At 65.6% G+C, this 24706-nt stretch carries 25 protein-coding genes; 10 read left to right on the top strand and 15 right to left on the bottom strand.

The features are described from left to right. Positions 1-72 precede the first annotated feature (72 nt). A complete protein-coding gene (locus AABA84_RS25505) occupies positions 73-819 on the top strand; it encodes a methyltransferase domain-containing protein (protein WP_018320530.1) in 747 nt (248 codons plus the stop codon). 95 nt (positions 820-914) lie between these two features. Here AABA84_RS25505 and AABA84_RS25500 read toward each other — a convergent pair whose 3' ends face one another. Further along, positions 915-1703 carry a DUF4167 domain-containing protein gene (locus AABA84_RS25500; RefSeq protein WP_212247145.1) on the bottom strand — a complete coding sequence of 263 codons (789 nt, stop codon included), beginning with the start codon at positions 1701-1703 and terminating at the stop codon, positions 915-917. Between the two features lie 461 nt (positions 1704-2164). Next, positions 2165-3061, bottom strand: coding sequence for a peptide chain release factor N(5)-glutamine methyltransferase (gene prmC / locus AABA84_RS25495; RefSeq protein ID WP_338313581.1), 897 nt, complete (start codon positions 3059-3061; stop codon positions 2165-2167). Between the two features lie 90 nt (positions 3062-3151). Here prmC and AABA84_RS25490 point away from each other — a divergent pair, with 90 nt between their 5' ends. Next, positions 3152-3577: an HIT domain-containing protein gene (locus tag AABA84_RS25490; RefSeq protein WP_338313580.1), complete on the top strand. Its 426-nt coding sequence runs from the start codon at positions 3152-3154 to the stop codon at positions 3575-3577. A 24-nt stretch (positions 3578-3601) separates the two neighbouring features. Here AABA84_RS25490 and AABA84_RS25485 read toward each other — a convergent pair whose 3' ends face one another. The 4 genes from AABA84_RS25485 to AABA84_RS25470 all read right to left on the bottom strand — a co-directional run bounded on the left by AABA84_RS25485 (position 3602) and on the right by AABA84_RS25470 (position 8457). Continuing rightward, the gene (locus AABA84_RS25485) at positions 3602-4300 is read right to left on the bottom strand and encodes an ABC transporter ATP-binding protein (protein WP_338313579.1); all 699 of its coding nucleotides are present in this window, start codon (positions 4298-4300) and stop codon (positions 3602-3604) included. Beyond that, complete coding sequence (locus tag AABA84_RS25480; RefSeq protein WP_338313578.1) at positions 4297-6135, bottom strand: branched-chain amino acid ABC transporter ATP-binding protein/permease; 1839 nt, start codon at positions 6133-6135, stop codon at positions 4297-4299. The genes AABA84_RS25485 and AABA84_RS25480 overlap by 4 nt, the downstream gene beginning before the upstream one ends. Positions 6136-6146: 11 nt before the next feature. Then, on the bottom strand, positions 6147-7022 hold the full coding sequence (locus tag AABA84_RS25475; protein WP_026202378.1) for a branched-chain amino acid ABC transporter permease: 876 nt from the start codon (positions 7020-7022) through the stop codon (positions 6147-6149). 100 nt (positions 7023-7122) lie between these two features. After that, positions 7123-8457 (bottom strand): substrate-binding protein, encoded by a 1335-nt coding sequence (locus tag AABA84_RS25470; protein ID WP_212247139.1) that lies wholly within the window; start codon positions 8455-8457, stop codon positions 7123-7125. A 471-nt stretch (positions 8458-8928) separates the two neighbouring features. Between AABA84_RS25470 and AABA84_RS25465 the strand changes: the two genes are divergently transcribed. Beyond that, the gene (locus AABA84_RS25465; RefSeq protein ID WP_338313577.1) at positions 8929-9324 is read left to right on the top strand and encodes a hypothetical protein; all 396 of its coding nucleotides are present in this window, start codon (positions 8929-8931) and stop codon (positions 9322-9324) included. Positions 9325-9444: 120 nt separating this feature from the next. Beyond that, positions 9445-9915 (top strand): MarR family winged helix-turn-helix transcriptional regulator, encoded by a 471-nt coding sequence (locus tag AABA84_RS25460; RefSeq protein WP_338309009.1) that lies wholly within the window; start codon positions 9445-9447, stop codon positions 9913-9915. A gap of 8 nt (positions 9916-9923) precedes the next feature. Here AABA84_RS25460 and prfA read toward each other — a convergent pair whose 3' ends face one another. The 3 genes from prfA to AABA84_RS25445 form a co-directional block, all read right to left on the bottom strand. Continuing rightward, positions 9924-11009: a peptide chain release factor 1 gene (gene prfA, locus AABA84_RS25455; protein WP_212247135.1), complete on the bottom strand. Its 1086-nt coding sequence runs from the start codon at positions 11007-11009 to the stop codon at positions 9924-9926. 57 nt (positions 11010-11066) lie between these two features. Then, positions 11067-13334 carry a phosphoenolpyruvate--protein phosphotransferase gene (gene ptsP / locus AABA84_RS25450; protein WP_338313576.1) on the bottom strand — a complete coding sequence of 756 codons (2268 nt, stop codon included), beginning with the start codon at positions 13332-13334 and terminating at the stop codon, positions 11067-11069. A gap of 288 nt (positions 13335-13622) precedes the next feature. After that, a complete protein-coding gene (locus AABA84_RS25445) occupies positions 13623-14879 on the bottom strand; it encodes an aspartate kinase (RefSeq protein ID WP_338313575.1) in 1257 nt (418 codons plus the stop codon). 147 nt (positions 14880-15026) lie between these two features. Here AABA84_RS25445 and AABA84_RS25440 point away from each other — a divergent pair, with 147 nt between their 5' ends. The 4 genes from AABA84_RS25440 (at position 15027) to AABA84_RS25425 (ending at position 17834) form a co-directional block, all read left to right on the top strand. After that, positions 15027-15494, top strand: a complete 468-nt coding sequence (locus tag AABA84_RS25440; protein WP_338313574.1) for a PH domain-containing protein — start codon at positions 15027-15029, stop codon at positions 15492-15494. Between the two features lie 14 nt (positions 15495-15508). Further along, positions 15509-16282, top strand: a complete 774-nt coding sequence (gene ubiG / locus AABA84_RS25435) for a bifunctional 2-polyprenyl-6-hydroxyphenol methylase/3-demethylubiquinol 3-O-methyltransferase UbiG (RefSeq protein ID WP_212247127.1) — start codon at positions 15509-15511, stop codon at positions 16280-16282. 110 nt (positions 16283-16392) lie between these two features. Then, positions 16393-16674: a GIY-YIG nuclease family protein gene (locus tag AABA84_RS25430; RefSeq protein WP_212247125.1), complete on the top strand. Its 282-nt coding sequence runs from the start codon at positions 16393-16395 to the stop codon at positions 16672-16674. A 260-nt stretch (positions 16675-16934) separates the two neighbouring features. Next, positions 16935-17834 (top strand): EamA family transporter, encoded by a 900-nt coding sequence (locus tag AABA84_RS25425; RefSeq protein ID WP_212247123.1) that lies wholly within the window; start codon positions 16935-16937, stop codon positions 17832-17834. On the opposite strand, the gene AABA84_RS25420 is transcribed toward AABA84_RS25425, so the two are convergent. From AABA84_RS25420 to AABA84_RS25405, 4 genes are read right to left on the bottom strand one after another with little or no spacing between them, the layout of a single operon-like run. Further along, entirely contained in the window at positions 17831-18313 is a 483-nt protein-coding gene (locus AABA84_RS25420) for a DUF1178 family protein (protein WP_212247122.1), read from the bottom strand. The genes AABA84_RS25425 and AABA84_RS25420 overlap by 4 nt on opposite strands. Then, positions 18310-19188 carry a carbon-nitrogen hydrolase family protein gene (locus tag AABA84_RS25415; protein WP_338313573.1) on the bottom strand — a complete coding sequence of 293 codons (879 nt, stop codon included), beginning with the start codon at positions 19186-19188 and terminating at the stop codon, positions 18310-18312. The genes AABA84_RS25420 and AABA84_RS25415 overlap by 4 nt, the downstream gene beginning before the upstream one ends. Further along, positions 19185-19460, bottom strand: coding sequence for a glutaredoxin 3 (grxC, locus tag AABA84_RS25410; RefSeq protein ID WP_338309014.1), 276 nt, complete (start codon positions 19458-19460; stop codon positions 19185-19187). Before grxC ends, AABA84_RS25415 begins: the two co-directional genes overlap by 4 nt. A 35-nt stretch (positions 19461-19495) precedes the next feature. Then, the gene (locus AABA84_RS25405; protein ID WP_212247120.1) at positions 19496-20305 is read right to left on the bottom strand and encodes a ComF family protein; all 810 of its coding nucleotides are present in this window, start codon (positions 20303-20305) and stop codon (positions 19496-19498) included. Positions 20306-20521: 216 nt separating this feature from the next. On the opposite strand from AABA84_RS25405, the gene AABA84_RS25400 reads away from it, so the two are divergent. Continuing rightward, entirely contained in the window at positions 20522-21400 is an 879-nt protein-coding gene (locus tag AABA84_RS25400; RefSeq protein WP_338313572.1) for a methyltransferase domain-containing protein, read from the top strand. Positions 21401-21534: 134 nt separating this feature from the next. On the opposite strand, the gene AABA84_RS25395 is transcribed toward AABA84_RS25400, so the two are convergent. After that, positions 21535-21945, bottom strand: coding sequence for a (deoxy)nucleoside triphosphate pyrophosphohydrolase (locus AABA84_RS25395; protein ID WP_338313571.1), 411 nt, complete (start codon positions 21943-21945; stop codon positions 21535-21537). 139 nt (positions 21946-22084) lie between these two features. Here AABA84_RS25395 and AABA84_RS25390 point away from each other — a divergent pair, with 139 nt between their 5' ends. After that, a complete protein-coding gene (locus AABA84_RS25390) occupies positions 22085-23416 on the top strand; it encodes a TadE/TadG family type IV pilus assembly protein (RefSeq protein ID WP_212247117.1) in 1332 nt (443 codons plus the stop codon). A gap of 41 nt (positions 23417-23457) precedes the next feature. Here the strand turns inward: AABA84_RS25390 and argJ are convergent, their stop codons facing one another. Beyond that, on the bottom strand, positions 23458-24699 hold the full coding sequence (gene argJ, locus AABA84_RS25385) for a bifunctional glutamate N-acetyltransferase/amino-acid acetyltransferase ArgJ (RefSeq protein ID WP_338313570.1): 1242 nt from the start codon (positions 24697-24699) through the stop codon (positions 23458-23460). Between the last annotated feature and the right edge of the window lie 7 nt (positions 24700-24706).

Raw genomic sequence — 24706 nt, 5'->3', positions numbered from 1 at the left:
TGGCGTTAACGTTGCGCAGGCAATGCAATATTCCGCGCGCGGCGGCGGTCTCGTGCATGTTACATTGCCGTCATGACCATCGACGTCGTCGACCTCCGCGAGTTCTATTCCCGCCGCCTCGGGATCGTGGCGCGGCAAATGATCAATCGCGGCATCAGGGAACGCTGGCCGAGGGCGGAGGGCCAGCGCGTGCTCGGCCTCGGCTATCCCACACCCTATTTGGGGTTGTTCCGCGAAGATGCCGAGCGCTGCCTCGCCTTCATGCCGGCGGCCCAGGGTGTCCTGAAATGGCCGACGGGTCGGCCGGCGCTGGCCTCGCTGGTCGACGAATTCTCGCTGCCGCTTCCCGACGCTGCGGTCGACCGCATCCTGCTGGTCCACGCGCTGGAGATGTCGGACGATCCGGCCGCGCTGCTGCGCGAGGTCTGGCGCGTGCTGTCGCCGTCCGGGCGCGTGATCGCGGTGATCCCGAACCGGCGCGGGGTGTGGACCCGCACCGACAGCACGCCGTTCGGTCACGGCCGGCCCTATTCGCGCTCGCAGATCACCGATCTGCTGCGCCAGACCTGGTTCACCCCGACCGCTTGGGGCGAGGCGCTGTTCATGCCGCCCTATGCCGGCGGCTGGGTGCTGAAATCGGCGCAGATGTGGGAGCGCGCCGGTGCGGCACTGTCGCTGCCCTTCGCCGGCGTCCATATCGTGGAGGCGACCAAGCAGGTCTACCGCGCGATCCCCGCCAAGCGCGAGCGGGCGCGGCTCATTCCGTCGCTGGCGAAGCCCGTGCTGGTGCCGTCCTCGACGACGGCGACGCGCAGCTAAGTCTCACAAGCGTTGCCGCGACCGATGGTCGTCAAAAACAAATCGTCCCGGCGAGGCCGGGACGATTCCAGATCAGTCGATCAGAAGAAGCTCACTTACTCGCTGGGCGCGAGATCGTCGCCGGATGCGGCTGGAGCCGCCTCTCGCTCGGGGCGCGGGCCATGCGGCCGGCGCCGCCGGCGCGGGAAGCGTTCGCCACCGCCGGCACCGCCCTCGAAGCCGGCCTGGCCGGCATTCGTGCCGCCATTCACCTGCGGCTGCGCACCGGTGATGAAGGAGGGCAGGCGATCGACGTTGCCGGCGTCGGTGACGACGGGCTGCGGCTGATTCTGCGGTTGCGGCTGGGGCTGATATTGCGGCTGCGGGCGATGGTCGCGCTCGCGGTGCTCGCGCGGTTGCTGCTGTTCGCGCTGATAGGGCTGGTTGTCGCGCTGCTGATGATCACGCTGGTGATGATCGCGCTGGCCGTCGCGGTCGCGCGCGAAGGGCTGCTGCTGTTGCGGCTGCGGAACGAAGCCCGGCTCCTGGCCGAAATTCGAGAAGTTCTCGCCGTCGTCGTCGCCGTCGTCGCTGTTGCTGCTGATCGGCTCGTCACCGCGCGGCTGCTGGTTCTGGCGGAACTGTTCCTGGGCAGCGGCGATCAGGCGGAAATAATGCTCGGCGTGCTGGTAGTAGTTCTCGGCTGCAACGGGGTCACCGGAAGAGCGCGCGTCGCGTGCGAGCTGGAGATACTTCTCAGCGATGTGTGAGGCGGTGCCGCGGATCTTGATGTCGGGTCCGTTGGACTCGTAGACCCGGGTCATCGGGTTCTGGCTGCGCCGGTTGTTGTTGTTATTGTTATTGTTGCGGTTGCGCATCCGCTGCTTGTTCTGACCGTTTCTCATGTCCTGCCTTTAATTCCAGCCCTAAACGTTGCACGCATTACTGATTGCTAGGAGTGACCTCGTGCCAGCGGTTCACATCGCTCGCGCGCACCGCGCGCAAGAGCGGATCAAACCCTGCCGATGTTCGTCGACCGTCGCGTTCAACAAGGACGCGTTCCCCACCCGCCAGCACTGATCGCCAGCGAACCCATTCATTTTGCCTGCCGAAACAAGCCCAGCTGTGTTGCGTAAGTCTTCAAGCGCAATATCAGGCTTTCGTTCACTTTGCGGTCGGAGAGCAGCGCAGCTCCAATGGCTATCGCGCTTCACAGGACCTGCGGCTTGGAACCTTTATCAGTAAAGCTCTCGCCCGAGAGCCCGGCTTTCGCCCGTAGGTCTACGGGGCCGGCACCGATGTGTTGATCGGAACGTAGTCGTTCCCAAGGGATATTCCAAGAGCTTTTTGCAAGCCAATCCGGCTTTTATGGGGGCATTTTTCGGGCCGAAACGGCCCGCGGAATGCCCGCCAGGTCGGCCTTGGGTGGCCTGTCCACCGTTAACGCGCCTGCCGTCATCAAGGTTTCAATATTTCTGGCCTGCCCCTGTCCGGCCTCGACGATCAGCGCTCCGCCGGGGGCGAGACGCTCGGCGGCCTGCGGGATCAGGGCGCGATAGGCGTCATATCCGTCATTGCCGCCGTCGAGCGCCAGATGCGGATCGTGCTCGCGCACCTCGATGCTCAGTTTCGGAATTTCGGCGGAGGGAATATAGGGCGGGTTCGAGACGATGAGGTCAAACGGCCCGCGCAGCGCCGTCAGATAGGAGCAGGCAACGAAGCCGGCGCGGCCGGCGAGGCCGAGAGCGGCCGCATTGTCGCGCGCCGTGTCGAGCGCCGTCAGGCTGACGTCGGTGCCGACGCCAAAAGCGCCGGGAATCTCGCGCAGCAATGCGAGCAGGATGGCGCCCGATCCAGTGCCGATATCGGCGATCAATGGGCGCCGCCCCGATATCGCGAGGCCGCGAAAGATCTCGAGCGCCAGTTCGACGACGGTCTCGGTGTCCGGCCGCGGGACCAGTGTCGCCTCGGACAGCCGCAGCGGCATGCCCCAGAACTCCCGCGCGCCGAGAATGCGGGCGACCGGCTCATGCGCGAGCCGGCGCTGCGCGTATCGCTCGAGCCGCGTGGTCTCCTCAGGCGTGAGTTGTCGCGATGCCTGCGTCGCCATCCCGGTCAGATCGAGCTCCAGCGCGGCCCCGACGAGCAGGCGCGCATCGAGGGTCGCCTCCTCGATGCCGGCCGATTGCAGCCGTGCCGCGAGCGCGCGCCGCGCACTCTCGACATTATGTCCGGGATCGATATTTGTCGCCAATGGAGCCATCCTGCCTGCCATCGTGGATAGATCGGCCGGCTCGCTTGCGTCAACGGAAAGGAGCGCGTTTGATCGCGCCTCGCAGCGACGGAGGGGTCCATGACGGCCTATGACGATCAGAACGTCTTCGCAAAGGTCCTGCGCGGCGAGATTCCCTGCTTCGAGGTTTTCAGGGACGACCGCAGCTTGGCCTTCCTCGACATCATGCCGCGCACGCCCGGACACACGCTGGTGATTCCGCGGGCGCCGGCGCGCGGCATCCTGGATATCGCGGAGGACGATCTGGCCGCCGTCGCCCGGACGGCCAAGCGAATCGCGATTGCGGCGATGAAGGCGTTTGACGCTGAGGGCATCATCCTCCAGCAGTTCAGCGAGCCGGCCAGCGGGCAGGTGGTCCTGCACCTGCACATGCACGTCATGCCCGTCAGGGCCGGCGTCGATCTCTTGCCGGCGCAGACGCGCAAGGAAGATATGGCCGTGCTCGCCGATCACGCCAAGCGGATGATCGCGGCGCTTGGCGGCTGAGCCTGGTCGTTGAATGGCGGCTGACTAAACGCCAAGGTAGCGCTGCAGCAGCTCCGGCTGGGCCTTGAGCTCCCGTGCCGGGCCCTCGTGCACGATGTGACCGTTGTTGATGATATAGATCCGGCTCGCCAGCGCCAGCGTCGCCGCCAAATTCTGCTCGACCAGCACGATGGTCTGGCCGGCCGCCGCCAGCTCGCGACAGGCCTTGACGAGATCGTGGACGATCACGGGCGCGAGCCCCTCGAACGGCTCGTCCAGCAGCACGATCTTGGGATCGCGCACCAGCGCCCGCGCGATCGCGAGCATCTGCTGCTCGCCGCCGGAGAGCTCGGTGCCGCGGTTGCTCCGTCGCTCCTTCAGCCGCGGAAACATCTCGTAGATGCGGTCGAGCGGCCAGCGTTTCGGCGCGGTGATCCCGGCAAGGGTGATGTTCTCCTCCACCGACAGGCTGCCGAAGATACGGCGCTCCTCGTGCACGAGCTGCATGCCCGCCTGCGCGATCCTGTGGCTCCTGCGTCCGGCGATATCGATGCCGTCGAACTTCACGCTGCCGCTGCGCGGCGTCACGACGCCCATCAGGCTCTTCAGCGTCGTGCTCTTGCCGGCGCCGTTGCGGCCGAGCAGCGCCACCACCTCGTGACGTTCGACGTGCATGGCGACGTCGAACAGGATGTGGGAATCCCCGTAATAGCTGTTCAGGCCGTTGACCTCGATCAGGCTCATGCGGCGATCTCCCCGTGCACGCCGCCGAGATAGGCTTCCTGCACGGCGGCGTTGGTCCTGATTTCCTCCGGCGTGCCGTCGAGCAGCACCTTGCCCTCCTGAAGCACCGTCACGCGCTCGACCAGCTCGAACAGCGAATCCATGTCGTGGTCGATGATGATCATGGTGCGGCCCCGCGCGATCGATTTGAGCAGCTTGACGGTCTCGATCCGTTCACGCGGGCTCATGCCCGCGAGCGGCTCGTCGAGCAGCAGCAGGCGCGGCGAGGTCGCGAGCGCGAGCCCGATCTCGAGCCTGCGCTTCTCGCCATAAGCGAGTTCGGAGACCGGCGTGTCGGCACGGCGGGTCAGGTTGACCAAAGCGAGCGTATGCTCCACCTGCTCGGCCAGGCCTTTGACGCTGGACAGCTTGCGGAAGAGGTCGAGGCGGAACTTGCCGCGCAGCTCGGCGAGCGCGGCGATCGTCAGGTTCTGCCGCACCGTCAGCCCGGTGAAGAGCTGGTTGACCTGGTAGCTCTTGGTGAGCCCGAGCTGGCAAACCTCGGTGACCTTCAATCCCGTGATGTCGCGTCCCTCGAACACGATCTGGCCCGATGTCGGCGCGATCTCGCAGGTCAGCATCTTGAAGAAGGTCGACTTGCCGGCGCCGTTGGGACCGATGATGCCGCGCAGCTCGCCTTGATTGACGCTGAAATCGATGTCGCTGTTGGCGACGAGGCCGCCATAGCGCTTGGTCAGGCCGGTGGCTTTCAGGATGGGTCCGGAATAAGCGGGGTGCGCGACTTCCTTGGCCTGCATCGGCGCCGGCACGGGTTGTAGCGTCGTCTCAGTGTCCGGCTCGGCCTCCGTATCGTGCCGCTTACGCCTGCCGGCGACGAGGCGATAAAGGTCCGCCAGACCGCCGATGATGCCACCGCGCAGGAAGCAGACCAGCAGCACGAACACGACGCCGAGCACCAGCTTCCAGGCGGCACCCAAGCCCAGCGCGGACTGGAGGAAATCCTGAAGGAAGAGCCAGACGGTCGCGCCGACCAGCGGCCCGAACAATGTGCCGCGGCCGCCGATGGCAGTCTGCATCACCAGCTGGCCGGACGTGTCGAAAGTGAAGGCGTCCGGCGGCATGAAGGCCTGGAGCACGCCAAGCAGGCCCCCGGCGAAACCGGCGTAGGCGGCTGCGATCACGAAGGCGGTCAATTTGTAGCCGTGGATGTTGTGGCCGACAGCGGTGGCGCGCAGCGGATTGTCCCGGATCGCGCTCAGAATTGCGCCGACCGGCGAGCGCACGATCCTCAGCGCGATGATGACGCCGATGAAGTAGCACAGCGCGATGAACTGGTAGAGTGACCAGCCATTGGTGAAGTGGACGGTGGTGAAGCCGAGATCGAAGCTCGGCGTCGGCACGCCCGGCAGGCCGTTCTCGCCGCCGGTGAAGTCGGAGAGCGGATTGAACTCGACGAAGAAGAACACTTCCGCGATCGCGACCGTGATCATGGCGAAGTAGATGCCGGTGCGGCGGAGCGCGATCAGGCCGATCAGATAGCCGGTCGCGGCCGCTGCGATCATGCCGATGATCAGCGCGCCCAACACGTTGCCGAAGCCGGCGCGGGTCAGGAGGTAGGCGGCGACGAAGCCGCCGGTGCCGTAGAAGGCGGACTGGCCGAACGACAACAGGCCGGTGAAGCCGAACAGGATGTCGAAGCCGAGGCCGAACAGGCCCCAGACCAGGATCCGGTTCACGGTGTTGGGCGCGAAGCCGAGATGGGGCAGCACGAAGGGAGCCACGATCAGGCCGATGGCCGTCAGTGTTTCGATCAGGAAGGGGCGTTGCTTGAGCATCAGGAGACCACTTACTCGCGGCCCTGGACGCCGAGCAGGCCATGCGGTCGCACCACGAGCACGAGCGTCATCGCCGCAAACAGCATCACATAGGCGTAGCCGGGGTTGAACATGGAGGTGACGCTGATGATCTCGCCGGCGATCAGGCCGCCCAGGATCGCGCCTGGAAACGAGCCGACGCCGCCGATCACCACCACCACGAAGGTCTGGACCAGGATGTCGTCACCGATGCCCGGTGTCAGCGACACCACCGGCGCGTTGACGATGCCGGCAAAGCCGGCGGCCATCGCGCCGATGCCGAACACCACCATGAAGACCCGGTAGACATTGATGCCGAGCGAATCCACCATCACGGAGTCCTCGATGCCGGCCCGCACGATCATGCCGAGCCGGGTCCGGTACAGGATGATGAACAGCGCGCCGAGTGCGATCGCGACGATGCCGACCACCGCGAGGCGGTAGGTCGGATAGAACATGAAGCCGAGATTGGTGATGCCCTGGAATATCGCCGGCGGCGGCACCAGCTGCGACTGGCTGGAGAAGATCAGCCGGATGATCTCGACGAAGCAGATGCCGAGCCCGAAGGTCACGAGCAACTGGTCCTCGTGCGGCCGATGATAGAAATGGCGAATGATGACGCGTTCCATCGCAACGCCCAGCAGCATCACGAACAGCGAGCCGGCGATCACGGCGAGGATGAACGATTCGGTGTACTGGTAGGCGACGAAGCCGGCATAGCCGCCGATCATGAACATCGCGCCATGCGCGAGGTTGAGCACGCCGAGCGTGCCGTAGATAATGGTCAGGCCGGAGCTGATCAGCGCGAGCAGCGCGCCGAGCGCGAGCCCGTTGAAGAGCTGCGAGACGAGGTTGGGCCAACTAATCATGCAATGATCACGGTTGTGGCGCGTTCCGGCGGTGCGCAGAAAAGGATGACGCCGCAGGAGCCGGAAGCGACCTACGGCGTCACAGGGGGGTAGCGCGAGCTCAGCTGTAGTCGCCGGGATGGCAGCCGAAGGCGTCCGGCTTCTGCATCAAGCCTTCGCCCGGGACGATCTCGACCACGTCGTACCAGTCTTCCTTGGTCTTCATGTCCTTCTGCTGCTTGCCCTTGACGATGATCACCGGGCGGACGCACTGATGGTCCTCGGGGCGGTAATGCACGTCGCCGACCAGGGACGGCAGCGTCTCGCCCTTCTCATAGGCCTTGATCACGTCGGGCGGGTTGAAGCTGCCGGCCTGCTCGCACATGCGGGCCCAGTGCGCGAAGCTGACATAGGCGTTCTCCGCGCCCCATTCCGGCTTGTAGCCGTACTTCTTCTCGAAGGCCTCGTTGAACATCTTGGCGAGCGGAAACTTGTCCTCGAGCGTCCACCAATAGTCGGTGGCGGCGTAGACGCCTTGCATCAGCCCGCCGGTCTCGCGCGCGATGAAGGGCACCTGGTAGGGGACGACCAGCTTCATCTTGTCGAGCACGCCGAACTGCTTGGCCTGCTGGGTCGATAGCACCGCGTCGTGACCCCAGTTGACGTTGATCAGCACGTCGGCGCCGGAATTCGCGACGTTCAGCAGATACGAGGAATAATCGGGCGCGCCGAGCGGCGCGACCTGGTTGGTCACGGTGGTCCAGCCGGCGGTCGCAAGGAAGTCCTGCATCGACTTGGTGACGGTGTGACCGTAGGTGTAATCAGGCGTGAGATACGCAGCCTTCTTGCCCTTGCCGAACTCCTTGACCATGACGGGGCCGATCGCCGCCGCGGCGGTCTGGCCGAAGAAGTTCTGGCGGAAGCCGTAACGGACGCAGTCCTTGCCGGTGGTGTCGTTCGAGCCGGAGATGCCGCAGACGAACAGCACATGCTCGCGCTGGGCGAGCTTGTTCAGCGCCACGGCAACGGCGCTCGAGGTGCCGCCGGTGATCATGATCGCCTTGTTCTCGCTGATGAAGCGCTGCTGCGCCTGCACGGCCTCGTTCGGCTTGGCCGCAGAATCCGCGACGCCGAATTTCAGCTCCTTGCCCAGCACGCCCTTGCTGGTCTTCGGCGAGATCTTCTTGATCAGGTCGTGACCGCTGTTGATGTGCTCGATCGCGAGCTGATAGCCCTTGAGCTCGTCCTCGCCCTGAACGGCATAGGTTCCGGTGCGCGGCACCGAGATGCCGATGAAGGCGGTGGAACCCGAAACGCCCGCGGGATAGGAGCCGACGGCCGGCTTGTCCTCGGCGAAGGCCGGCATCGCAGGCAGCACCGAGCCGCCGATGAGGCCTGCCGTGGTCTGGAGCAGGCCGCGGCGCGAGAGGCCACGGCGAATGAGATTGTCGGTCATGATCGTTTCCTCCGGATATCGTTCTTGTTTGCAGGCAAAACACGACCTGTCCGGCGGCAACCGGCCTCGAAGGGCCTGCCTGCACCGGGCACGTCACATCCGCGTGTGGCTCCTGGACGTAAACATTGCTCGTGAACACCTTCTGTCAATTTCGCCTTTGGTCGAACGACGAAAATTATCGCGTGAAAACATATCGGATCACGATATATATTAGTCTTTGTGAGTACGAGATTGGCGGGTTCGGCGAGAGAGATGCCGCGGCAGACGACAGTAGCGGGTACCCGGAAGCGACGGTCCTGGCCGCAAGAGGCGGAGCGGCAGGAGGCGGCGTGGCCTGCCGGGGAGGGGAGCGACCAGCGCGCATCGCCGCAGCCCGGCGATGCCTTGCGCATGCCGGAGCCGCGCAGCCGGTCCGCCGGTCAGCGGGGGCCGGCCGTCGGCTCCGTTCAGGCCAAGCGCACGCCCGTACCGATGCAGAGACTGAGCGTGCGGGCCCAGAACGTCCTGAAGGAGCTCGCGGTCGAGCTCACCGGCGAGCAGCCGCCGAAGGGGGCCTGGTCGCCCTCGCGCGATCTGCTGCTCGCGCTGACGGCCGAGCGGCTTGCGACGACGCGCAATTGCGGTCCTCACACGATGCGGGAGATCGTCGACTGGGCGCAGGGCTGCGGCGTGACCATCAAGCCGGTGATCCCGCCCGTCGGCTCGCTGTCGCAGATGTGGGGTGAGTTGATCACGAATGCATCCGAAGGCGCCTTGACCAGCGCCGAGATCGCCAGTGCGCTCCAGCGCTCGATCAGGCGGAAGAGCGTTCGTATTCCGATCGCGTTTCAGGTCATCCTGGTGAAGAAGCTCTCCAACTTCGAATAGCAGGGCTGTAAAGCACCCTATATTTGTGCATCTGCGACGCCCGTCGGTGGTTCCGCCCGGCCATCCTTGCTAGTCTCGGCAGCGCCCGCTCCGCCGGCGGGCGGAGGTCGAAGGTACGGAATGGCTGACGCGAAGCGGAAGACTGGACGCACGGCGCGCGCTACGCCCTCGAGGGGCGGCGCAATGCGTGAGGCTGACTATGCGGCGCTCGCGCAATTCCGCTATCAGCTGCGCACTTTCCTCGCCTTTAGTGAAGCGGCGGCCCAGAACGCCGGACTGACGCCGCAGCAGCACCAGGCCCTGCTGGCGATCAAGGGATTGGCCGACCCCGGCGGTGCCAGCGTCGGCGACATCGCCGGCTTCCTCCTGATCCGGCACCATACGGCGGTGGAACTGGTGGACCGCATGGCGAAGCTGAAGCTGATCGGCCGGGAAGCCGATCCCGAGGATGCAAGGCGCGTCCTGGTCAAGCTGACGGCCAAGGGCGAGCAGAAGCTGCGGTCGCTTTCGCGCATTCACCTGGACGAGCTGAGCGCCGCTGCACCCGCGTTGGGCAAGATCCTGCGATCGTTCCCGGCAAAGGTGCGCTGAGGCAGGGATCAGGCTGCCGCGCCTTGAGCGGCGAGCTGCGCGGCCTGATGCTCGGTGGTCAGCGCATCGGTCAATTCGCCGAGCGCTTCGCCTGCGATCACCTGCGGCAGCTTGTAGAGCGTCAGGTTGATGCGATGGTCGGTGACGCGCCCTTGCGGAAAATTGTAGGTGCGGATGCGCTCGGAGCGGTCGCCTGAGCCGACCTTCTCCTTGCGCTCGGCCGAGCGCGCGGCATCGACGCGCTGGCGCTCGGCGTCGTAGATGCGCGAGCGCAGGATGTTCATGGCGGAGGCGCGGTTCTTGTGCTGCGAGCGGCTGTCCTGCATCATCACCACGATGCCGGTCGGGATGTGGGTGATGCGGATCGCCGATTCCGTCTTGTTGACGTGCTGGCCGCCGGCGCCTTGCGCGCGCATGGTCTCGATCCTGAGATCGTCGTTCTTGATGTCGACGTCGACCTCCTCGACCTCGGGCATCACGGCCACCGTCGCGGCCGACGTGTGGATGCGTCCCTGCGTCTCGGTGTCCGGCACGCGCTGCACACGATGCACGCCGGATTCGAATTTCAGCTTGGAGAACGCGCCGCGGCCCTGCACCTCCGCGATGATTTCCTTGTAGCCGCCGACGGTGCCTTCGCTGGCCGAGATCACCTCGACCTTCCAGCCCTGCAAGGCAGCGAAGCGCTCGTACATCCGGAACAGGTCTCCGGCAAACAGCGAGGCCTCGTCGCCGCCGGTGCCGGCGCGGATTTCCAGCACCACGTTGCGGTCGTCCATGGCGTCCTTGGGCAGCAGCGCGACGCGGATCTTCTGGACCAGCTCCTCGATTTTCGGCGCGAGCTCGTCGCGTTCGGCTTCCGCCATGCCGCGCATCTCGGCATCGGTCGCGGGATCGGCGATCAGCGCCTCGGTGTCGGCGAGTTCTTTGACGGCAGACCGATATGCCTTCACGGCCTCGATCAGCGGGGTGATCTCGGCGAGCTCGCGCGTGATCTGCACATAGCGCTCGGAGGAGAGCTGTCCCAGCGATTCGGCCTCAAGAGAGGCGTGATGTGCAAGGAGCACGTCCAGTTTGGCTTCGGGGAGTGACGACATCGGTTCAGTCTCAAATGGCGGAAGGAGGCGAGGCGGCAGCGAGCGGCGACAGGCCCGCTACAATGCCAGGCCTTCGGCCTCGGCAAATTCCGTCAGTTTCTGCCGGATCGAGACGCTGCCCGACGGCGCGTCCAGGAGCGGGCCGAGCATGGCTTCGGCCTTCTTGGCATCGAGATCGATGACCATGGCCTTGACCGGACCGAGCGCGGTTGCCGAAAGCGACAGCGAGCGGTAGCCCAGCGCAATCAGGGCCAGTGCGCCGATCGGCTTGGACGCCATCTCGCCGCAGAGCGAGAGCGACTTGTTCGCCGCCTGCGATTTGCGCGCGATCTCGCGCAGCGCGCGCAGGATCGGCGCCGACATGGTGTCGAAGCGCTCGGAGACCTTGGCATTGCCGCGATCGACCGCGAACAGGAACTGGAACAGGTCGTTGGAGCCGACCGAGATGAAGTCGACCTTCTTCAGGAGCTCGTCGAGCTGATAGAGCAGCGCGGGGACCTCGACCATGGTGCCGATGTCGATTCTTTCAGGCAGCGTATGGCCGTGCTGGCGCAAGTAGGTGAGCTCGCGTTCGACCAGCGCCTTCGCCGAATCGAATTCGGCGACCTCCGAGATCATCGGGAACATGATGCGCAGCGCGCGGCCGCCGCCGGCGCGCAGCAGCGCGCGAATCTGGCCGCGCAGCAGGCCGGGACGATCCAGCCCGAGCCGGATCGCACGCCAGCCGAGCGCGGGATTTTCCTCGATCACGGCTTCCATATAGGGCAGCGCCTTGTCGCCGCCGATGTCGAGGGTGCGGAAGGTGACGGGCTTGCTGCCGGCCGCATCCAGCACGGTGCGATACAGCGCCAGCTGGTCGCTGGTGCGCGGCAGGCTCTGGCCCACCATGAATTGCAGCTCGGTGCGGAACAGGCCGATGCCGGCGCTGCCGGTGTCCTCGATATGCGGCAGGTCGATCGCAAGACCTGCGTTGATCATCAGCTCGACCTTCTGGCCGTCCCTGGTGACGCAGGGCAGGTCGCGGAGCGCTAGATATTGCGCCTGGCGGCGGGCGCGGAAGCGCACGCGCTCGGCGAAGGCCGCCTCGACTTCCTGCGAGGGGCGCACATAGATCGAGCCGGAGGTGCCGTCGACGATGATGGCGTCGCCGGGATCGGCGATGCCCGGCGCATTCGGCACTTCGCCGACGGCGGGAATGCCGAGCGCGCGCGCCACGATCGAGACGTGGGAGTTGGCGGTGCCTTCTTCCAGCACGATGCCGCGCAGGCGCTTGCGGTCGTAGTCGAGCAGCGCGGCCGGGCCCATCGCGCGCGCGATGACGATGGCGTTGTCGGGCAGTTGCTCGCGCGAGGGCGCGTGGTCCTGGCCGACCAGCTGCCGCATCAGGCGGTAGCCGAGATCCTCGAGATCGTGAAGCCGGTCGCGCAAATAGGGGTCGGTCGAGCGCAGCATGCGCGCGCGGGTGTCGGACTGCACGCGCTCGACGGCGGCTTCCGCGGTGAGGCCGGTGGCGACCGCCTCGTGCAGCTTGTGCGACCAGCCCTGGTCGTTGGCGAACATGCGATAGGCTTCCAGCACCTCGCGATGCTCGCCGCCCTCGGCGACGTCGCCGCGCTCCAGCATGCGGTCGAGATCGGCGCGGAGCTTGGCCAGCGCGGTGTCGAGCCGCTTGATTTCCTTGGGCAGGTCCTCGGCGATGTAGTCCTTGATGACGACGCGCGGCTCGTGCAGCACGACATGGCCGAGCGCGATGCCTTCCGAGAGGATCGCGCCGACCTTCTGCGCGGAATGGCGCGCGGCAGGCTCCAGCCCCGGCTGCGCCAGCGCGGACAGCTCGCCCGAGGCGATCAGCTCGGCCAGCACCATCGCGGTTGTCTGCAGCGCCTCGAGCTCCTCCTCGACATAGTTGCGCTTGGCGCGATTCTGCACCACCAGCACGCCGAGCGTGTTGCCGGCGCGCAAGATCGGCACGCCGAGGAAGGAGTGGTAGATTTCTTCGCCGGTCTCCGGGCGGAACGAGAAGGCCGGGTGGCTCTGCGCGTCGCTCAGGTTGAGCGGCGTCGCCTCGCTGGCGACGAGGCCGACCAGGCCCTCATGGGCGCTGAGCACGGTGTGGTGCACAGCCTCGCGGTTGAGGCCTTCGGTGGCGTAGAGCTCCAGGGTGTTGTCGATGCGCAGCACATAGACCGAGCACACCTCGGCCACCATGTTGGCGGCGATCAGCACCACGATCTTGTCCAGCCGCTCCTGGGCCGAAACCTGCTCCGCCATGGTTTCGCGGAGCCGTCTCAACAAGACGCGGGGACCTCCCGACGCGCTCCGCATGTCCCGTCAATCTCCTCCGTCTGCCCGGCCCGGCGGTATCGGCCGGCGGCTGGCCTAAAATTCCAGAAAAACAACCAATTTGTTTGTCCGGCGCAGGCACAAACCCAAAATCTACACGAGATCTAGCGCTTGCACCGAATCAGCGCCGCCTAACTGGGACACAGTCTGCGGCAGCCCACCCTGTTCGCCGTATAGCGAATTGAGGCTTGTTTTGCCAAGCAAAACGCCTGCCAAACGCGAAGGTGTGTACACCTTCGCGTTTGCTGCGACCGCTAAGAGAAAATTAGTCTAGCCCTGATCGAGACCGTAGAGCGTGTGCAGGGTGCGCACCGCAAGCTCAGTATAGGCGGTGTCGATCAAAACCGAGAATTTGATCTCGGAGGTTGTAATGGCCCGGATGTTGATATTCCGTCCGGCGAGGGCCGAGAACGCCTGGGCGGCGACGCCGGCATGGCTGCGCATGCCGCTGCCGATCACCGAGATCTTGGCGACGTCGGTGGCGGTATCGAGCCGCGCATAGCCGATCTTGCCCTTGGCGGCGGTAATGGTGTCCTTGGCGCGGGTATAGTCGGCCGCCGGCACCGTGAAGGTGAGGTCGGTGGTCTTGCCGTCCTCGGAGACGTTCTGCACGATCATGTCGACGTTGATGTTGGCCTCTGCCAGCGGGCCGAAGATCGAGGCCGCGACGCCCGGTTTGTCCTCGATCTGGCGCACCGAGATCTGGGCCTCGTCCTTGGAGAAGGCAATACCGGTGACGACGTGGCTTTCCATGATCTCCTCCTCGCTGCAGATCAGCGTGCCGGGCGGCTGGTTGGCATGCGGGTCGATATCCTCGGGCTTGTCGAAGCTCGAGCGGACGAAGATCGGCATGTTGTGGACCATGCCGAGTTCCACCGAGCGGACCTGGAGCACTTTTGCGCCCTGGGAGGCCAGTTCCAGCATGTCCTCGAATGCGATCTTGTCGAGCCTCTTGGCCTTCGGCACGATTCGCGGGTCGGTTGTGTAGACGCCGTCGACGTCGGTATAGATGTCGCAGCGGTCGGCCTTGACGGCGGCGGCGATCGCGACGGCCGAGGTGTCGGAGCCGCCGCGGCCGAGCGTGGTGATGCGGTTGGTCTTCGGGTCGATGCCCTGGAAGCCGGCGACGACCGCGACCTCCTTGCGCTCCCTGAAGCGCTTGATGATCTCGCTGCCGTCGATGTCCTCGATCCGGGCCGAGGCGTGGGCGTCGCTGGTCTTGATCGGGATCTGCCAGCCCTGCCAGGAGCGGGCCTGGATGCCCATGCCCTGGAGCACGATGGCGAGCAGGCCGGATGTCACCTGTTCGCCGGAGGCGACGACGGCGTCGTATTCGCGCGCGTCGTGCATCGGCGAGGCCTCGGTGCACCAGGCCACCAGCTCGTTGGTTTTGCCGGACATCGCCGAGACGACCACGGCCACTTCATGGCCGGCGTCGACCTCACGCTTCACATGGCGTGCGACGTTGCGGATACGTTCGATGTTGGCGACGGATGTGCCGCCGAATTTCATCACGAGGCGGCTCATGACGACGCGTGCATTCCCTCATAAGGATAAGTATGGTGACCCGCGCGAGGCGATGCCGCAGGCCCGACCGCGCGTATACAGAGGGGCGGGGCCGGGGGCAAGCGGGTTCCTGCTCCGGCCAATCCGGGCAATGGGTTATCAGAGGTTATGGCGCGCTATATTGACGAAATCCTGCAGCCCGGGGAGCGGGTGCTGTATTCGACCAATGCGCATTGGATCTTCTATTTTCCGGGGATTTTGGCCTGGATCGTGGCTTTGGGCCTGCTGATCCTGTCGCGGCAGGCGGCTGTCGATTGGCTCGTTTTGCTTTGCCTGGGAGCCGCGGGTCTCGCGGCGCTGGCGGCGGTGTATTGGACCCTCAAGGGCTGGTTCCACCGCTTCACCACCGAGACCGACGTCACCAATCTCAGGGTCGTGCACAAGACCGGCTTCATCAAGCGCCGCACCTTCGAGATGGCGCTCGACAAGGTCGAGAGCGTCGATGTCGATCAGACCATCCTTGGACGTATTCTCAACTACGGCGACGTGACGATTCGCGGCGTCGGCGAAGGGATCGAGACGATCAAGACCATCGCCTCGCCGCTCGCCTTCCGTAGTTCGATCACCACGCGGTAGGACCGCGCGTAACCATGAGCATGCAGCAAAATACTTCCCTCTCCGCGAGCCCGCAGCCGGGCTCGACCGTCGACGCCGCCGAGATCGCGAAATTCTCAAAGCTCTCGGCGGAGTGGTGGGACCCCAACGGCAAGATGGCGCCGCTGCACCGGATCAACCCGCTGCGGCTCGGCTACATCCGCGACGCCGCGTGCCGCAAGTTCGAGCGCAATTTGCGCAGCCTCAACTGCCTCGGCGGCCTTCGCGTGCTCGACATCGGCTGCGGCGCCGGCCTGCTGTGCGAGCCGCTGTCGCGCCTCGGGGCGCAGGTCATCGGCGTCGATCCTTCCCAGAGCAACATCGCCGCGGCGAAGCTGCATGCCGACAAGGGCCATCTTGCGATCGACTACCGCTGCACCACGGTGGAGGAGATCGACCCGCGCGAGCGCTTCGACATCGTGCTGGCGATGGAGGTGGTCGAGCACGTCGTCGATGTCGGCGTCTTCCTGAAGCGCTGCGCCGCGATGCTGAAGCCGAACGGCCTCATGGTGGTCTCGACGCTGAACCGCAACTGGAAGAGCTTCGCGCTCGCCATCGTCGGCGCCGAATACGTCCTGCGCTGGCTGCCGCGCGGCACCCACGAGTGGAACAAGTTCGTCACCCCCGACGAGCTGACAAAACACCTGCTCGACAACCGCCTCGTCATCACCGAGCAGACCGGCGTGGTCTACTCGCCCTTCGCCGACAAATGGACCCTCTCGTCGGACATGGACGTGAACTACATGGTGGTCGCGGAAGCGATGGTGTGAACTGCCGTGGGTGAGATGCGAGCTGTTGCTTCGGGAACGGTGTCATCCCTGCGAACGCAGGGACCCATAACCACCGGCCCCTGTGGCTAGCAAAGACAGGCGCCCCGAGCATGTACTACGTCTACATCCTCGCCAGCCGCCATCACGGAGCGCTCTATATCGGCGTCACCAACTCGCTCCAGAAGCGTTTGGAGGAGCATCGCGCCGGCAGGGGCTCTGAATTCGTCAAACGCTATGGCGTGCACCGCCTCGTCTACACTGAGGCGTATGAGCGCGCCGAAGAGGCGATCGCCCGCGAAAAGCAGCTCAAGCGCTGGAAGCGCGACTGGAAGATCGAGCTGATCGAACGAGACAATCCGGAGTGGCGTGATCTGAGCGATTTGCTGGTTTGACGCTTGATGCTGCCAAAGCAAACGCTGTCGTCCCTGCGAACGCAGGGACCCATACCGCGTGATCTATCGGTGGGGTGCGGTGTTGGATGCGTGGGTCAGCAGTCGTCGCCAAACTCCTCCCTGGGGTTATGGGTCCCTGCGTGCGCAGGGACGACACCGATTTTGTTGCGAGAGCATCGCACCCATGACGTCCGCGTGATTGACCTGCGTTGCCGCTAGCGGCAGGTTGTCCGCGACTTCTCCTCCCACCGCCCCACCCCATGCTCACCATCGCCAGCCTCTGGATTCCCTTCACCCTCATTGCCGCGTCCGGGCAGGTTGCGCGCAATGCGATGCAGCGGTCGTTGACGAAGCCGCTGGGGACCTGGGGCGCGACCAATATCCGCTTCCTGTTCGGCTTTCCGTTCTCGCTCGTGTTCCTGGGTGTGGTGCTGGCCGTCTCCGGCGATCATCTCAGCACGCCGCCGTTCGTGTTCTGGTCGTGGCTCCTGCTCGGCGCGCTCAGCCAGATCGTCGGCACCGGCCTGATGCTGCTCGCCATGAACGACCGTTCCTTCGTGGTGACGACGGCCTATTTGAAGACCGAAGCGATCCAGACCGCGATCTTTGGCTTCATCTTTCTTGGCGATCACCTGACCTGGCTCAAGGTGCTGGCGATCGTGACCGCGACTGTCGGCGTCGTCGTCACCGCGCTTCGTCCCGGCGGCGAGAAGAGCTTTGCCGAGTTCAAGCCGACCATCACCGGCCTCGCCGCGGCGGCGGCGTTCGCGCTCTCGGCGGTCGGTTTCCGCGGGGCCGTCATCACGGTGCCCGGCGTGTCGTTCGTGACGGCGGCGTCCGTCACGCTGGTGCTCAGCCTGTTCGTGCAGACGTTGATCCTGACGATCTATCTGCTCTGGCGCGCGCCAAACGTGTTGCGGGCGATCCTGGGGCTGTGGAAGCCGTCGCTGTTCGCCGGCTTCATGGGCGCTTTCTCCTCGCAGTTCTGGTTCCTGGCGTTCGCGCTGACGGCCGCCGCCAATGTCCGCACCCTCGCTCTGATCGAGGTGCTGTTCGCGCAAGCGGTGACGTATTACTCGTTCAAGCAGCCGATCGCGCCACGCGAGCTTGCAGGCATCGCGCTGATCATCATCGGCGTCGCGGTGCTGGTGGGGGCTTAGTTCCGGTCTTCCGGCAATGTCGGCAGCGGCGACACCTCGATACCCTCGTCGATCAGCGACTTCGCTTCCTCCGGCGAGGCCTCGCCGTAGATCGGACGGTGCTCCTTGTCGCCGTAATGCATCGCGCGGGCTTCGTTGGCGAAGCGCTCGCCGACATTGTCGGCGTTCTTCACGATGTGATCGCGCAGCTCCTTCAGCTTGGTGCGCAGCTCTTTCTCCTGCGCCAGCATCAGCGAGGTCGGTCCTGACGGTGCAGCCTCGGGCGTCGGAGCAGCCGCCGGTTCCGGCGGCGGCACCGCGCGCCCGCGGCCCTTCTTGCCGACGATGCGCGGGGCCATGATCGCCTTCTCGACCTTGGCGGAGCCGCAGATCGGGCAGGTCACGAGCTTGCGCTTGACCTGCGAATCATAGGCCGACGAGCTCTGGAACCAGCTCTCGAAGTCGTGGTCGCGGTCGCAGCGAAGCGCGTAGCGGATCATGCCGATCCTCGCACGAGGTGCAAATGATCAGGTCCGGCCTTCGGATCGGACACGCCGAAGCGGCGGCCGTGCTGGAGCGAGGGTATCGCGCGGCGTGCGGTCTCGACCTTGGCAGGATCGATCCTGGCCATGATGATGCCGGGCTCGACGTCGCCTTCGGCGAGGATCTCGCCCCAGGGATCGATGATCAGCGAATGGCCGTAGGTCTCGCGCTTGTTCTCGTGGGTGCCTGCCTGCGCCGCGGCGAAGACGAAGCAGCCGGTTTCGATCGCGCGCGCGCGCAGCAGCACGTGCCAGTGCGCTTCGCCAGTCTTGCGGGTGAAGGCCGAGGGCACGGTGATGAAGTATGCGCCGCTCTCGGCGAGGGCGCGGTAGAGCGCGGGGAAGCGCACGTCGTAGCAGATCGTCAAGCCCACGCGGCCCCAGGGCAGATCGGAGATCACCGCGGTCTCGCCCGGCTGGTAATTGGCGGATTCGCGATAGCTCTCGCCGTCCGGCAGCTCGATGTCGAACATGTGGATCTTGTCGTAGCTCGCGAGCACATTGCCCTCGGGCCCGATCAGGAAGGAGCGGTTGACCGCCTTTTCGGCCGAGAAGCGCAGCGCCAGCGAGCCGACATGGAGATGGATCTTGAGTTCCGCCGCGAGCGCCCGGTAGGCCTTCAGCGAAGTGTCGTCCTCTTCGCTCTGCAGATGCTCGAACAGCGCCTTGCGGTTCAGCTGCATCATGTTGCTGACTTCGGGCGTCTGCACGTAGTCGGCGCCATTGGCTGCCGCCTGACGGATCAGCCTTGTGGCCTGGGCGAGGCTGGGCTCCGGCATCAGGCCGGTGCGCATCTGCACCATGGCGGCCGTAAAGGTGCGGTTCTCGCTCATGACACCGCCTTCACGCTGTCCAGCATGTCGTCGAGCTTGCCTTCGCGATCGAGGGCGTAGAGATCGTCGCAGCCGCCGACATGGGTTCCGCCGATCCAGATCTGCGGGAAGGTCGAGCCTTCGCCCGCGCGGTCGTACATCTCGTCCCGCCAGGAGGGGTTCTTGGCGACGTCGAATTCGGTAAAGGTCGCCTTCTTGCGGGTCAGCAGGGACCTCGCCGCGGAACAATAGCCGCAGCCCGGCCTGGTGTAGATCTCGACAGCAGCAGTCATGGCGTCCGGCGCTCTCATGTCATGAAGTCATTGAATTATATGGGACGGGGGCCGCTCTCGACAACCCGGGCGAAGACCAGCACGTCGACCTGGGCGGCTTTGGCCCGGAGCAGGACCCGCGCGCAGGCATCCAGCGTCGCCCCCGAGGTCAGTACGTCGTCGATCAGGACAATGCGGCGGCCCTGGATTTCGGCCTGACGGTCGGGAGATACCTGGAACGCGCCCTGCACATTGGTGGCGCGCTGGGCCCGCGACAGGCCGATCTGCTGCTCGGTGGCGCGCACCCGGCGCAGCACCTCAGCCCTCGCCCTGACCCCGCTCTGCCGTCCGATGATCTGCGCCAGGGCTCCGGACTGGTTGTAGCGGCGGCGCCAGGCCCGCCGCCAATGCAGGGGCACCGGCACCAGCATGTCGGCCCCCGCCAGCAGCTCGCCGCCCGCGCGCGCCATCCAGCGGCCCATGGCCGGGGCCAGATCGGTGCGGTCCTGGTATTTTAGCGCATGCACCAGGGTGCGCGCGACGTCGTCATAGCGCACTGCCGCGCGGGCGCGCTGGTAGGCCGGCGGGCTCGCGATCGCCTCCATCGACAGCATGTCGGGGCCGGGATCATAGACGAAGGGAATGCCGAGCCGCGGACAATAGGGACGTTCGATGAACGACAGCCGCGCCCAGCAGGCCGCGCAAACGCCCTCGCCATCGACCGGCTCGCGGCAGGACACGCACAAGGTCGGCAGCGCGATGTCGAGCGCGAGCCGTGCCGCACGCGACAGCGCGTGGCGGCCGGCCGTCCATGCCCCCCGGAAGGGGCCGGCGATGGAACGGGTGGGGGCGGCGTCGGCTTCCATGCGGGAAGGCTAGCGTTCCACGACAATCCGCTCAAGTCGCACTCGTGCCCCGGACGCAGCGCAGCGCCCCAGGCGATGCAAGGCATCGTCCGGGGCAGTGCGCTGCAGAGCCGGGGCCCATCTCACCGCATCGTGCGGTGCTGCCTTCCGGGTCCCGGCTCTGCGCAGCGTCACTACGTGCCGCACCGCGTCCGGGACACGAGAGGGGAGATTGCAATGACCAGCGTGATCGGCGTAACCAGCGGCATGGCTACCGCCCCTCAAACCCCGCCCGCTCTGTTCGATCGCGCTTTGCTGCAATCGCGGCAGCGGCGTGCGCAGGCGCAGGGCGAGGTGACTTTCCTGCTCGATCGCGTCGCCGAGGACATGTCCGACCGGCTGGGCGCAGTGATGCGGGAGTTTCACGCGGCGGCCGATCTCTGGACGCCGGGTGAGGGTCTTGCGGCGTTGCGCACGCGCCTGCCGTCGATCCAACGGATCGCGCTCGATGCTGTGGGCGCAGAGAAGCTGCGCTTCGCGCCGGAAAGCCTCGATCTCCTCGTCTCCGCGCTGGCGCTGCAATTCGTCAACGACCTGCCGGGCGTGCTCGCACAAATCCGCCGCGCGCTAAAGCCGGACGGGTTGCTGCTCGCCGCCATGATCGGCGGCGACAGCCTGACCGAGCTGCGGCAGGCCTTTGCCGCCGCGGAAGCCGAATGCGAGGGCGGCGTTTCGCCGCGCGTCGCGCCGTTCGCCGACCTGCGCGACATCGGCGCGCTGTTGCAGCGCGCGGGCTTTGCGCTGCCGGTGACCGATGTCGACCGCGTCGTGGTGCGCTACGGCAATGCGTTCGCGCTGATGCAGGATCTCCGCCGCATGGGCGCGGCCAACGTGCTGATCGAGCGGCGGCGCACGCCGTCGCGGCGCGCGACGCTGCTGCGGATGGCCGAAATCTACGCCGAGCGCTTTGCCGATGCCGACGGCCGCATCCGCGCGACGTTCGACATCATCTGGCTGTCCGGCTGGGCCCCGCATGCCAGCCAGCAGCAGCCGCTGAAGCCGGGGTCGGCGAAAGCGAGTCTCGCGGAGGCGGTGAAGAAGGCGGGGAAAGAGTGATCCGTGTTCCGGACGCGCTGCAGCGTGAAACGCTGCTGCGCAGAGCCGGGACCCAGCTCCGCGGCAAGCGTGGGCCCCGGCTCTGCAGCGCATCGCTGAAGGAGCGCTGCGCTGCGTCCGGGGCACAGTGCATCTCACATCAATAGATCAATCAGATGCGGGATCAGCGGAATGTCCGCGGGCGGCATCGGGTAGTCGCGCAGCTTGTTGGCGCGGACCCAGGCCAGGGTCTGGCCCTCGCGCGGCGTCACCATCCCTTCCCAGCGGCGGCAGATATAGAGCGGCATCAGGAGGTGGAAGGTCTCGTAGCCGTGGCTCGCGAAGGTCAGCGGGGCCAGGCACGGCTCGGCGACGGTGATGCCGAGCTCCTCGTGTAGCTCGCGGATCAGGCTCTGCTCCGGCCGTTCGCCCGGCTCCAGCTTGCCGCCGGGAAACTCCCAGAGGCCGGCCAGCGTCTTGCCCGCGGGGCGCTGCGCGATCAGGACGCGCTTGTCGGCGTCGATCAGCGCGCAGGCCACAACCAGTGTCAGTTTCAGATCGGCCATGCCTGAATGTCGCCCGCTGAAGATCATTCGCAACGGTTTGTTAACCCCATTGCGGCCCGTGTTTCCGAGGTTCCCATAAGTCATATTTAATCGACGGTTCCTAGAGTGAAAACGCTTAAACCACTCCGGGCCCCGAACCATGCGCGCCGTGCCTTCCACCATCATCCGCCGGTTCATCCGCGACCGGCGCGGCAATATCGCTGTGATCTTCGCACTCGCCTGCGTCCCGCTGATCACGGCGGTCGGCTGCGCGGTCGACTATTCGCGCGCGACGCAGACCCGGGCCAAGCTTCAGGCCGCGGCCGATGCCGCCAGCGTCGGCTCGATCGCAAAGGCCTCGCCGGCCTTCAAGGCCGCCGGCACCATGACGTCAGATGGCTCGATCTCCGTCGGCGTCACCGACGCCCAGAACATTTTCGACGCCAATCGCGCCAATCTGACCGGCTACACCCTCAACAGCGCCACGCCGACCGTGGTCAAAACCGGCTCGACCGTCACCTCGACCGTTGCGTTCAACGCCACCATGAACACCATGTTTCTCGGTCTGATCGGCAAGACCGCGCTGACGCTGAGCGGTACGTCGAAAGCCACGGCCAGCATGCCTCTCTATATCGACTTCTACCTGCTGCTGGACAATTCGCCGTCGATGGGCGTGGCGGCGACACCGGACGACGTGACCAAGATGGTCAACAACACGTCGGATAAATGCGCCTTCGCCTGCCACGACTACAACGACTCCAACAACTACTACAATCTCGCCAAGACGCTCGGCGTGACGACCCGGATCGACGTGCTGCGCAGCGCGACGCAGTCGCTGATGGACACGGCCGCTGCCACGCAGACCTATTCCAATCAGTTCCGCATGGCGATCTACGATTTCGGCGCCTCGTCCAAGACGATCGGTCTGCGCGCGTTGTTCTCGCTGTCGTCGAGCCTGTCGAGCGCCAAGACGGCGGCCGGCAACATTGACCTGATGGGCGTCTACGGCAACAACGACAGCTACACCAAGGACCAGGATACGCAGTTCAGCACCCTCTTTCCGGCGATCAGCAACGAGATCCCGAATCCCGGAAGCGGCACGTCCAACTCACCCCTGAAATATCTGTTCTTCGTCTCCGATGGCGTTGCCGACGAAAGCAACGCGGGCTGCCTGAAGCCGCTCTCGGGGAGCTCGCGATGTCAGTCGCCGCTCAATGCTTCGCTTTGCAAGGCGATGAAAGATCGCGGGGTCAAAATTGCGGTGCTGTACACCACGTATCTGAAACTGCCGACCAACAAGTGGTACATGGACTGGATCGACCCATTCAACCAGGGTCCGTTCGGTCCATCGCCGAACAGCCAGATCGCGCAGAACATGCAGAGCTGCGCCTCACCCGGGTTCTATTTCGAGGTCAGCCCGACCCAGGGCATCTCGGAGGCCATGAACGCGCTGTTCAAGAAGGCGGTTGCAGACGCGCGCATCTCGGGGTGAGCTGCTCACCTCTCCCTGCCAAGCAAGGCGAGGGAGAAGAGCTACGACCTGTAATCGCCGTTGATCGCGACGTATTCCTTGGTGAGGTCGCAGGTCATGACGCGGTCACGGCCCTTGCCGAGGCCGAGCGAGACCTTGATCGCGATCTCCGGCGCCTTCATCGCTTCCGAGACCTGTGCCTCGTCATAATCAGGATCGCGCGCGCCGCTCTTGGCGACGCGGATGCCGTTGAAGGAGATCGAGAGCTTGTCGCGATCGGCCGGCTCGCCGGCCTTGCCGACTGCCATCACGACGCGGCCCCAATTGGCGTCCTCGCCGGCGATCGCCGTCTTCACCAGCGGCGAGTTGGCGATCGACATCGCGATTCTGCGCGCCGAGGCCTTGGTCTTGGCGCCCTCGACCGTGATCTCGACCAGCTTGCGCGCGCCTTCGCCGTCCCGGGCCACTTGTTCAGAAAGATTGGCGAGCACCTGGTTGAAAGCCCTGACGAAGGCCTTCAGCCGCGGATCGCTGGCGCGGCTGATCTTCGGTGCGCCGTGCGCGGCGGCAGCGCCGGTGGCGAAGGCCAGCAGTGTGTCCGAGGTCGAGGTGTCGCCGTCGATCGTCACCGCGTTGAAGGTGTCCTCGACGCCGCTCTTGAGCAGCGCCTGCAAGGCCGCGGGCGCGATCGGCGCGTCGGTGAAGATGAAGGACAGCATCGTGGCCATATCGGGGGCGATCATGCCGGCGCCCTTGGCCATGCCGTTGATGGTGACCTTGGCCTTGCCGAGCTTGACGGTCGCGGTCGCGACCTTCGGGAAGGTGTCGGTGGTCATGATCGCCTTGGCGGCGGTGAGATAATCGCCGGGCTCGGCGGCTTCAGCCAGTCGGCCCAGCACGCCGTCGAACTTGGTCGCGTCCAGCGGCTCGCCGATCACGCCGGTCGAGGCCAGGAAGATTTCGCCCTCGCTGCATCCGACCGCCTTGGCCGCGATCTTGGCGGTCAGCGCGGTGGAGGCGCGGCCGGTTTTGCCCGTAAAGGCATTGGCGTTGCCGGAATTGACCACCAGCGCGCGCGCCTTGCCGCCCTTCAGCTTGGCGCGGCACCATTCCACCGGTGCGGAGGGGCATTTCGATTTGGTGAAGACGCCGGCGACCGCGGTGCCCTTGTCCATCACCGCCAGCAGCACGTCGGTGCGGTTCTTGTAGCGGATGCCGGCTTCGGCCGTCGCAAGACGAATGCCCGCGATCACGGGCATGTCGGGAACTGTTTTCGGGGCGAGCGGGGAGACGGAGGAGGACATCGCGGGG

It is taken from the genome of Bradyrhizobium sp. TM239 (assembly GCF_036247985.1).
GTDB classification, from domain to species: domain Bacteria; phylum Pseudomonadota; class Alphaproteobacteria; order Rhizobiales; family Xanthobacteraceae; genus Bradyrhizobium; species Bradyrhizobium ottawaense.
Note: the sequence above shows the minus strand (reverse complement) of the source record. Positions and strands in the feature narration are given on the sequence as shown.

What these genes read in the sequence shown, in the direction of transcription:
- AABA84_RS25485 (WP_338313579.1), bottom strand. Translation starts at nt 4,300, where the DNA reads ATGAGCCTGATCGAGGTCAACGGCCTGAACAGCTATTACGGGGATTCC.
- AABA84_RS25475 (WP_026202378.1), bottom strand. Translation starts at nt 7,022, where the DNA reads ATGATTAGTTGGCCCAACCTCGTCTCGCAGCTCTTCAACGGGCTCGCG.
- AABA84_RS25505 (WP_018320530.1), top strand. Translation starts at nt 73, where the DNA reads ATGACCATCGACGTCGTCGACCTCCGCGAGTTCTATTCCCGCCGCCTC.
- AABA84_RS25470 (WP_212247139.1), bottom strand. Translation starts at nt 8,457, where the DNA reads ATGACCGACAATCTCATTCGCCGTGGCCTCTCGCGCCGCGGCCTGCTC.
- AABA84_RS25480 (WP_338313578.1), bottom strand. Translation starts at nt 6,135, where the DNA reads ATGCTCAAGCAACGCCCCTTCCTGATCGAAACACTGACGGCCATCGGC.
- AABA84_RS25390 (WP_212247117.1), top strand. Translation starts at nt 22,085, where the DNA reads ATGCGCGCCGTGCCTTCCACCATCATCCGCCGGTTCATCCGCGACCGG.
- prmC (WP_338313581.1), bottom strand. Translation starts at nt 3,061, where the DNA reads ATGGCTCCATTGGCGACAAATATCGATCCCGGACATAATGTCGAGAGT.
- AABA84_RS25420 (WP_212247122.1), bottom strand. Translation starts at nt 18,313, where the DNA reads ATGATCCGCTACGCGCTTCGCTGCGACCGCGACCACGACTTCGAGAGC.
- prfA (WP_212247135.1), bottom strand. Translation starts at nt 11,009, where the DNA reads ATGTCGTCACTCCCCGAAGCCAAACTGGACGTGCTCCTTGCACATCAC.
- ubiG (WP_212247127.1), top strand. Translation starts at nt 15,509, where the DNA reads ATGAGCATGCAGCAAAATACTTCCCTCTCCGCGAGCCCGCAGCCGGGC.
- AABA84_RS25460 (WP_338309009.1), top strand. Translation starts at nt 9,445, where the DNA reads ATGGCTGACGCGAAGCGGAAGACTGGACGCACGGCGCGCGCTACGCCC.
- AABA84_RS25465 (WP_338313577.1), top strand. Translation starts at nt 8,929, where the DNA reads ATGCAGAGACTGAGCGTGCGGGCCCAGAACGTCCTGAAGGAGCTCGCG.
- AABA84_RS25500 (WP_212247145.1), bottom strand. Translation starts at nt 1,703, where the DNA reads ATGAGAAACGGTCAGAACAAGCAGCGGATGCGCAACCGCAACAATAAC.
- AABA84_RS25405 (WP_212247120.1), bottom strand. Translation starts at nt 20,305, where the DNA reads ATGGAAGCCGACGCCGCCCCCACCCGTTCCATCGCCGGCCCCTTCCGG.
- grxC (WP_338309014.1), bottom strand. Translation starts at nt 19,460, where the DNA reads ATGACTGCTGCTGTCGAGATCTACACCAGGCCGGGCTGCGGCTATTGT.
- AABA84_RS25430 (WP_212247125.1), top strand. Translation starts at nt 16,393, where the DNA reads ATGTACTACGTCTACATCCTCGCCAGCCGCCATCACGGAGCGCTCTAT.
- AABA84_RS25425 (WP_212247123.1), top strand. Translation starts at nt 16,935, where the DNA reads ATGCTCACCATCGCCAGCCTCTGGATTCCCTTCACCCTCATTGCCGCG.
- ptsP (WP_338313576.1), bottom strand. Translation starts at nt 13,334, where the DNA reads ATGCGGAGCGCGTCGGGAGGTCCCCGCGTCTTGTTGAGACGGCTCCGC.
- AABA84_RS25490 (WP_338313580.1), top strand. Translation starts at nt 3,152, where the DNA reads ATGACGGCCTATGACGATCAGAACGTCTTCGCAAAGGTCCTGCGCGGC.
- AABA84_RS25440 (WP_338313574.1), top strand. Translation starts at nt 15,027, where the DNA reads ATGGCGCGCTATATTGACGAAATCCTGCAGCCCGGGGAGCGGGTGCTG.
- argJ (WP_338313570.1), bottom strand. Translation starts at nt 24,699, where the DNA reads ATGTCCTCCTCCGTCTCCCCGCTCGCCCCGAAAACAGTTCCCGACATG.
- AABA84_RS25415 (WP_338313573.1), bottom strand. Translation starts at nt 19,188, where the DNA reads ATGAGCGAGAACCGCACCTTTACGGCCGCCATGGTGCAGATGCGCACC.
- AABA84_RS25445 (WP_338313575.1), bottom strand. Translation starts at nt 14,879, where the DNA reads ATGAGCCGCCTCGTGATGAAATTCGGCGGCACATCCGTCGCCAACATC.
- AABA84_RS25395 (WP_338313571.1), bottom strand. Translation starts at nt 21,945, where the DNA reads ATGGCCGATCTGAAACTGACACTGGTTGTGGCCTGCGCGCTGATCGAC.
- AABA84_RS25400 (WP_338313572.1), top strand. Translation starts at nt 20,522, where the DNA reads ATGACCAGCGTGATCGGCGTAACCAGCGGCATGGCTACCGCCCCTCAA.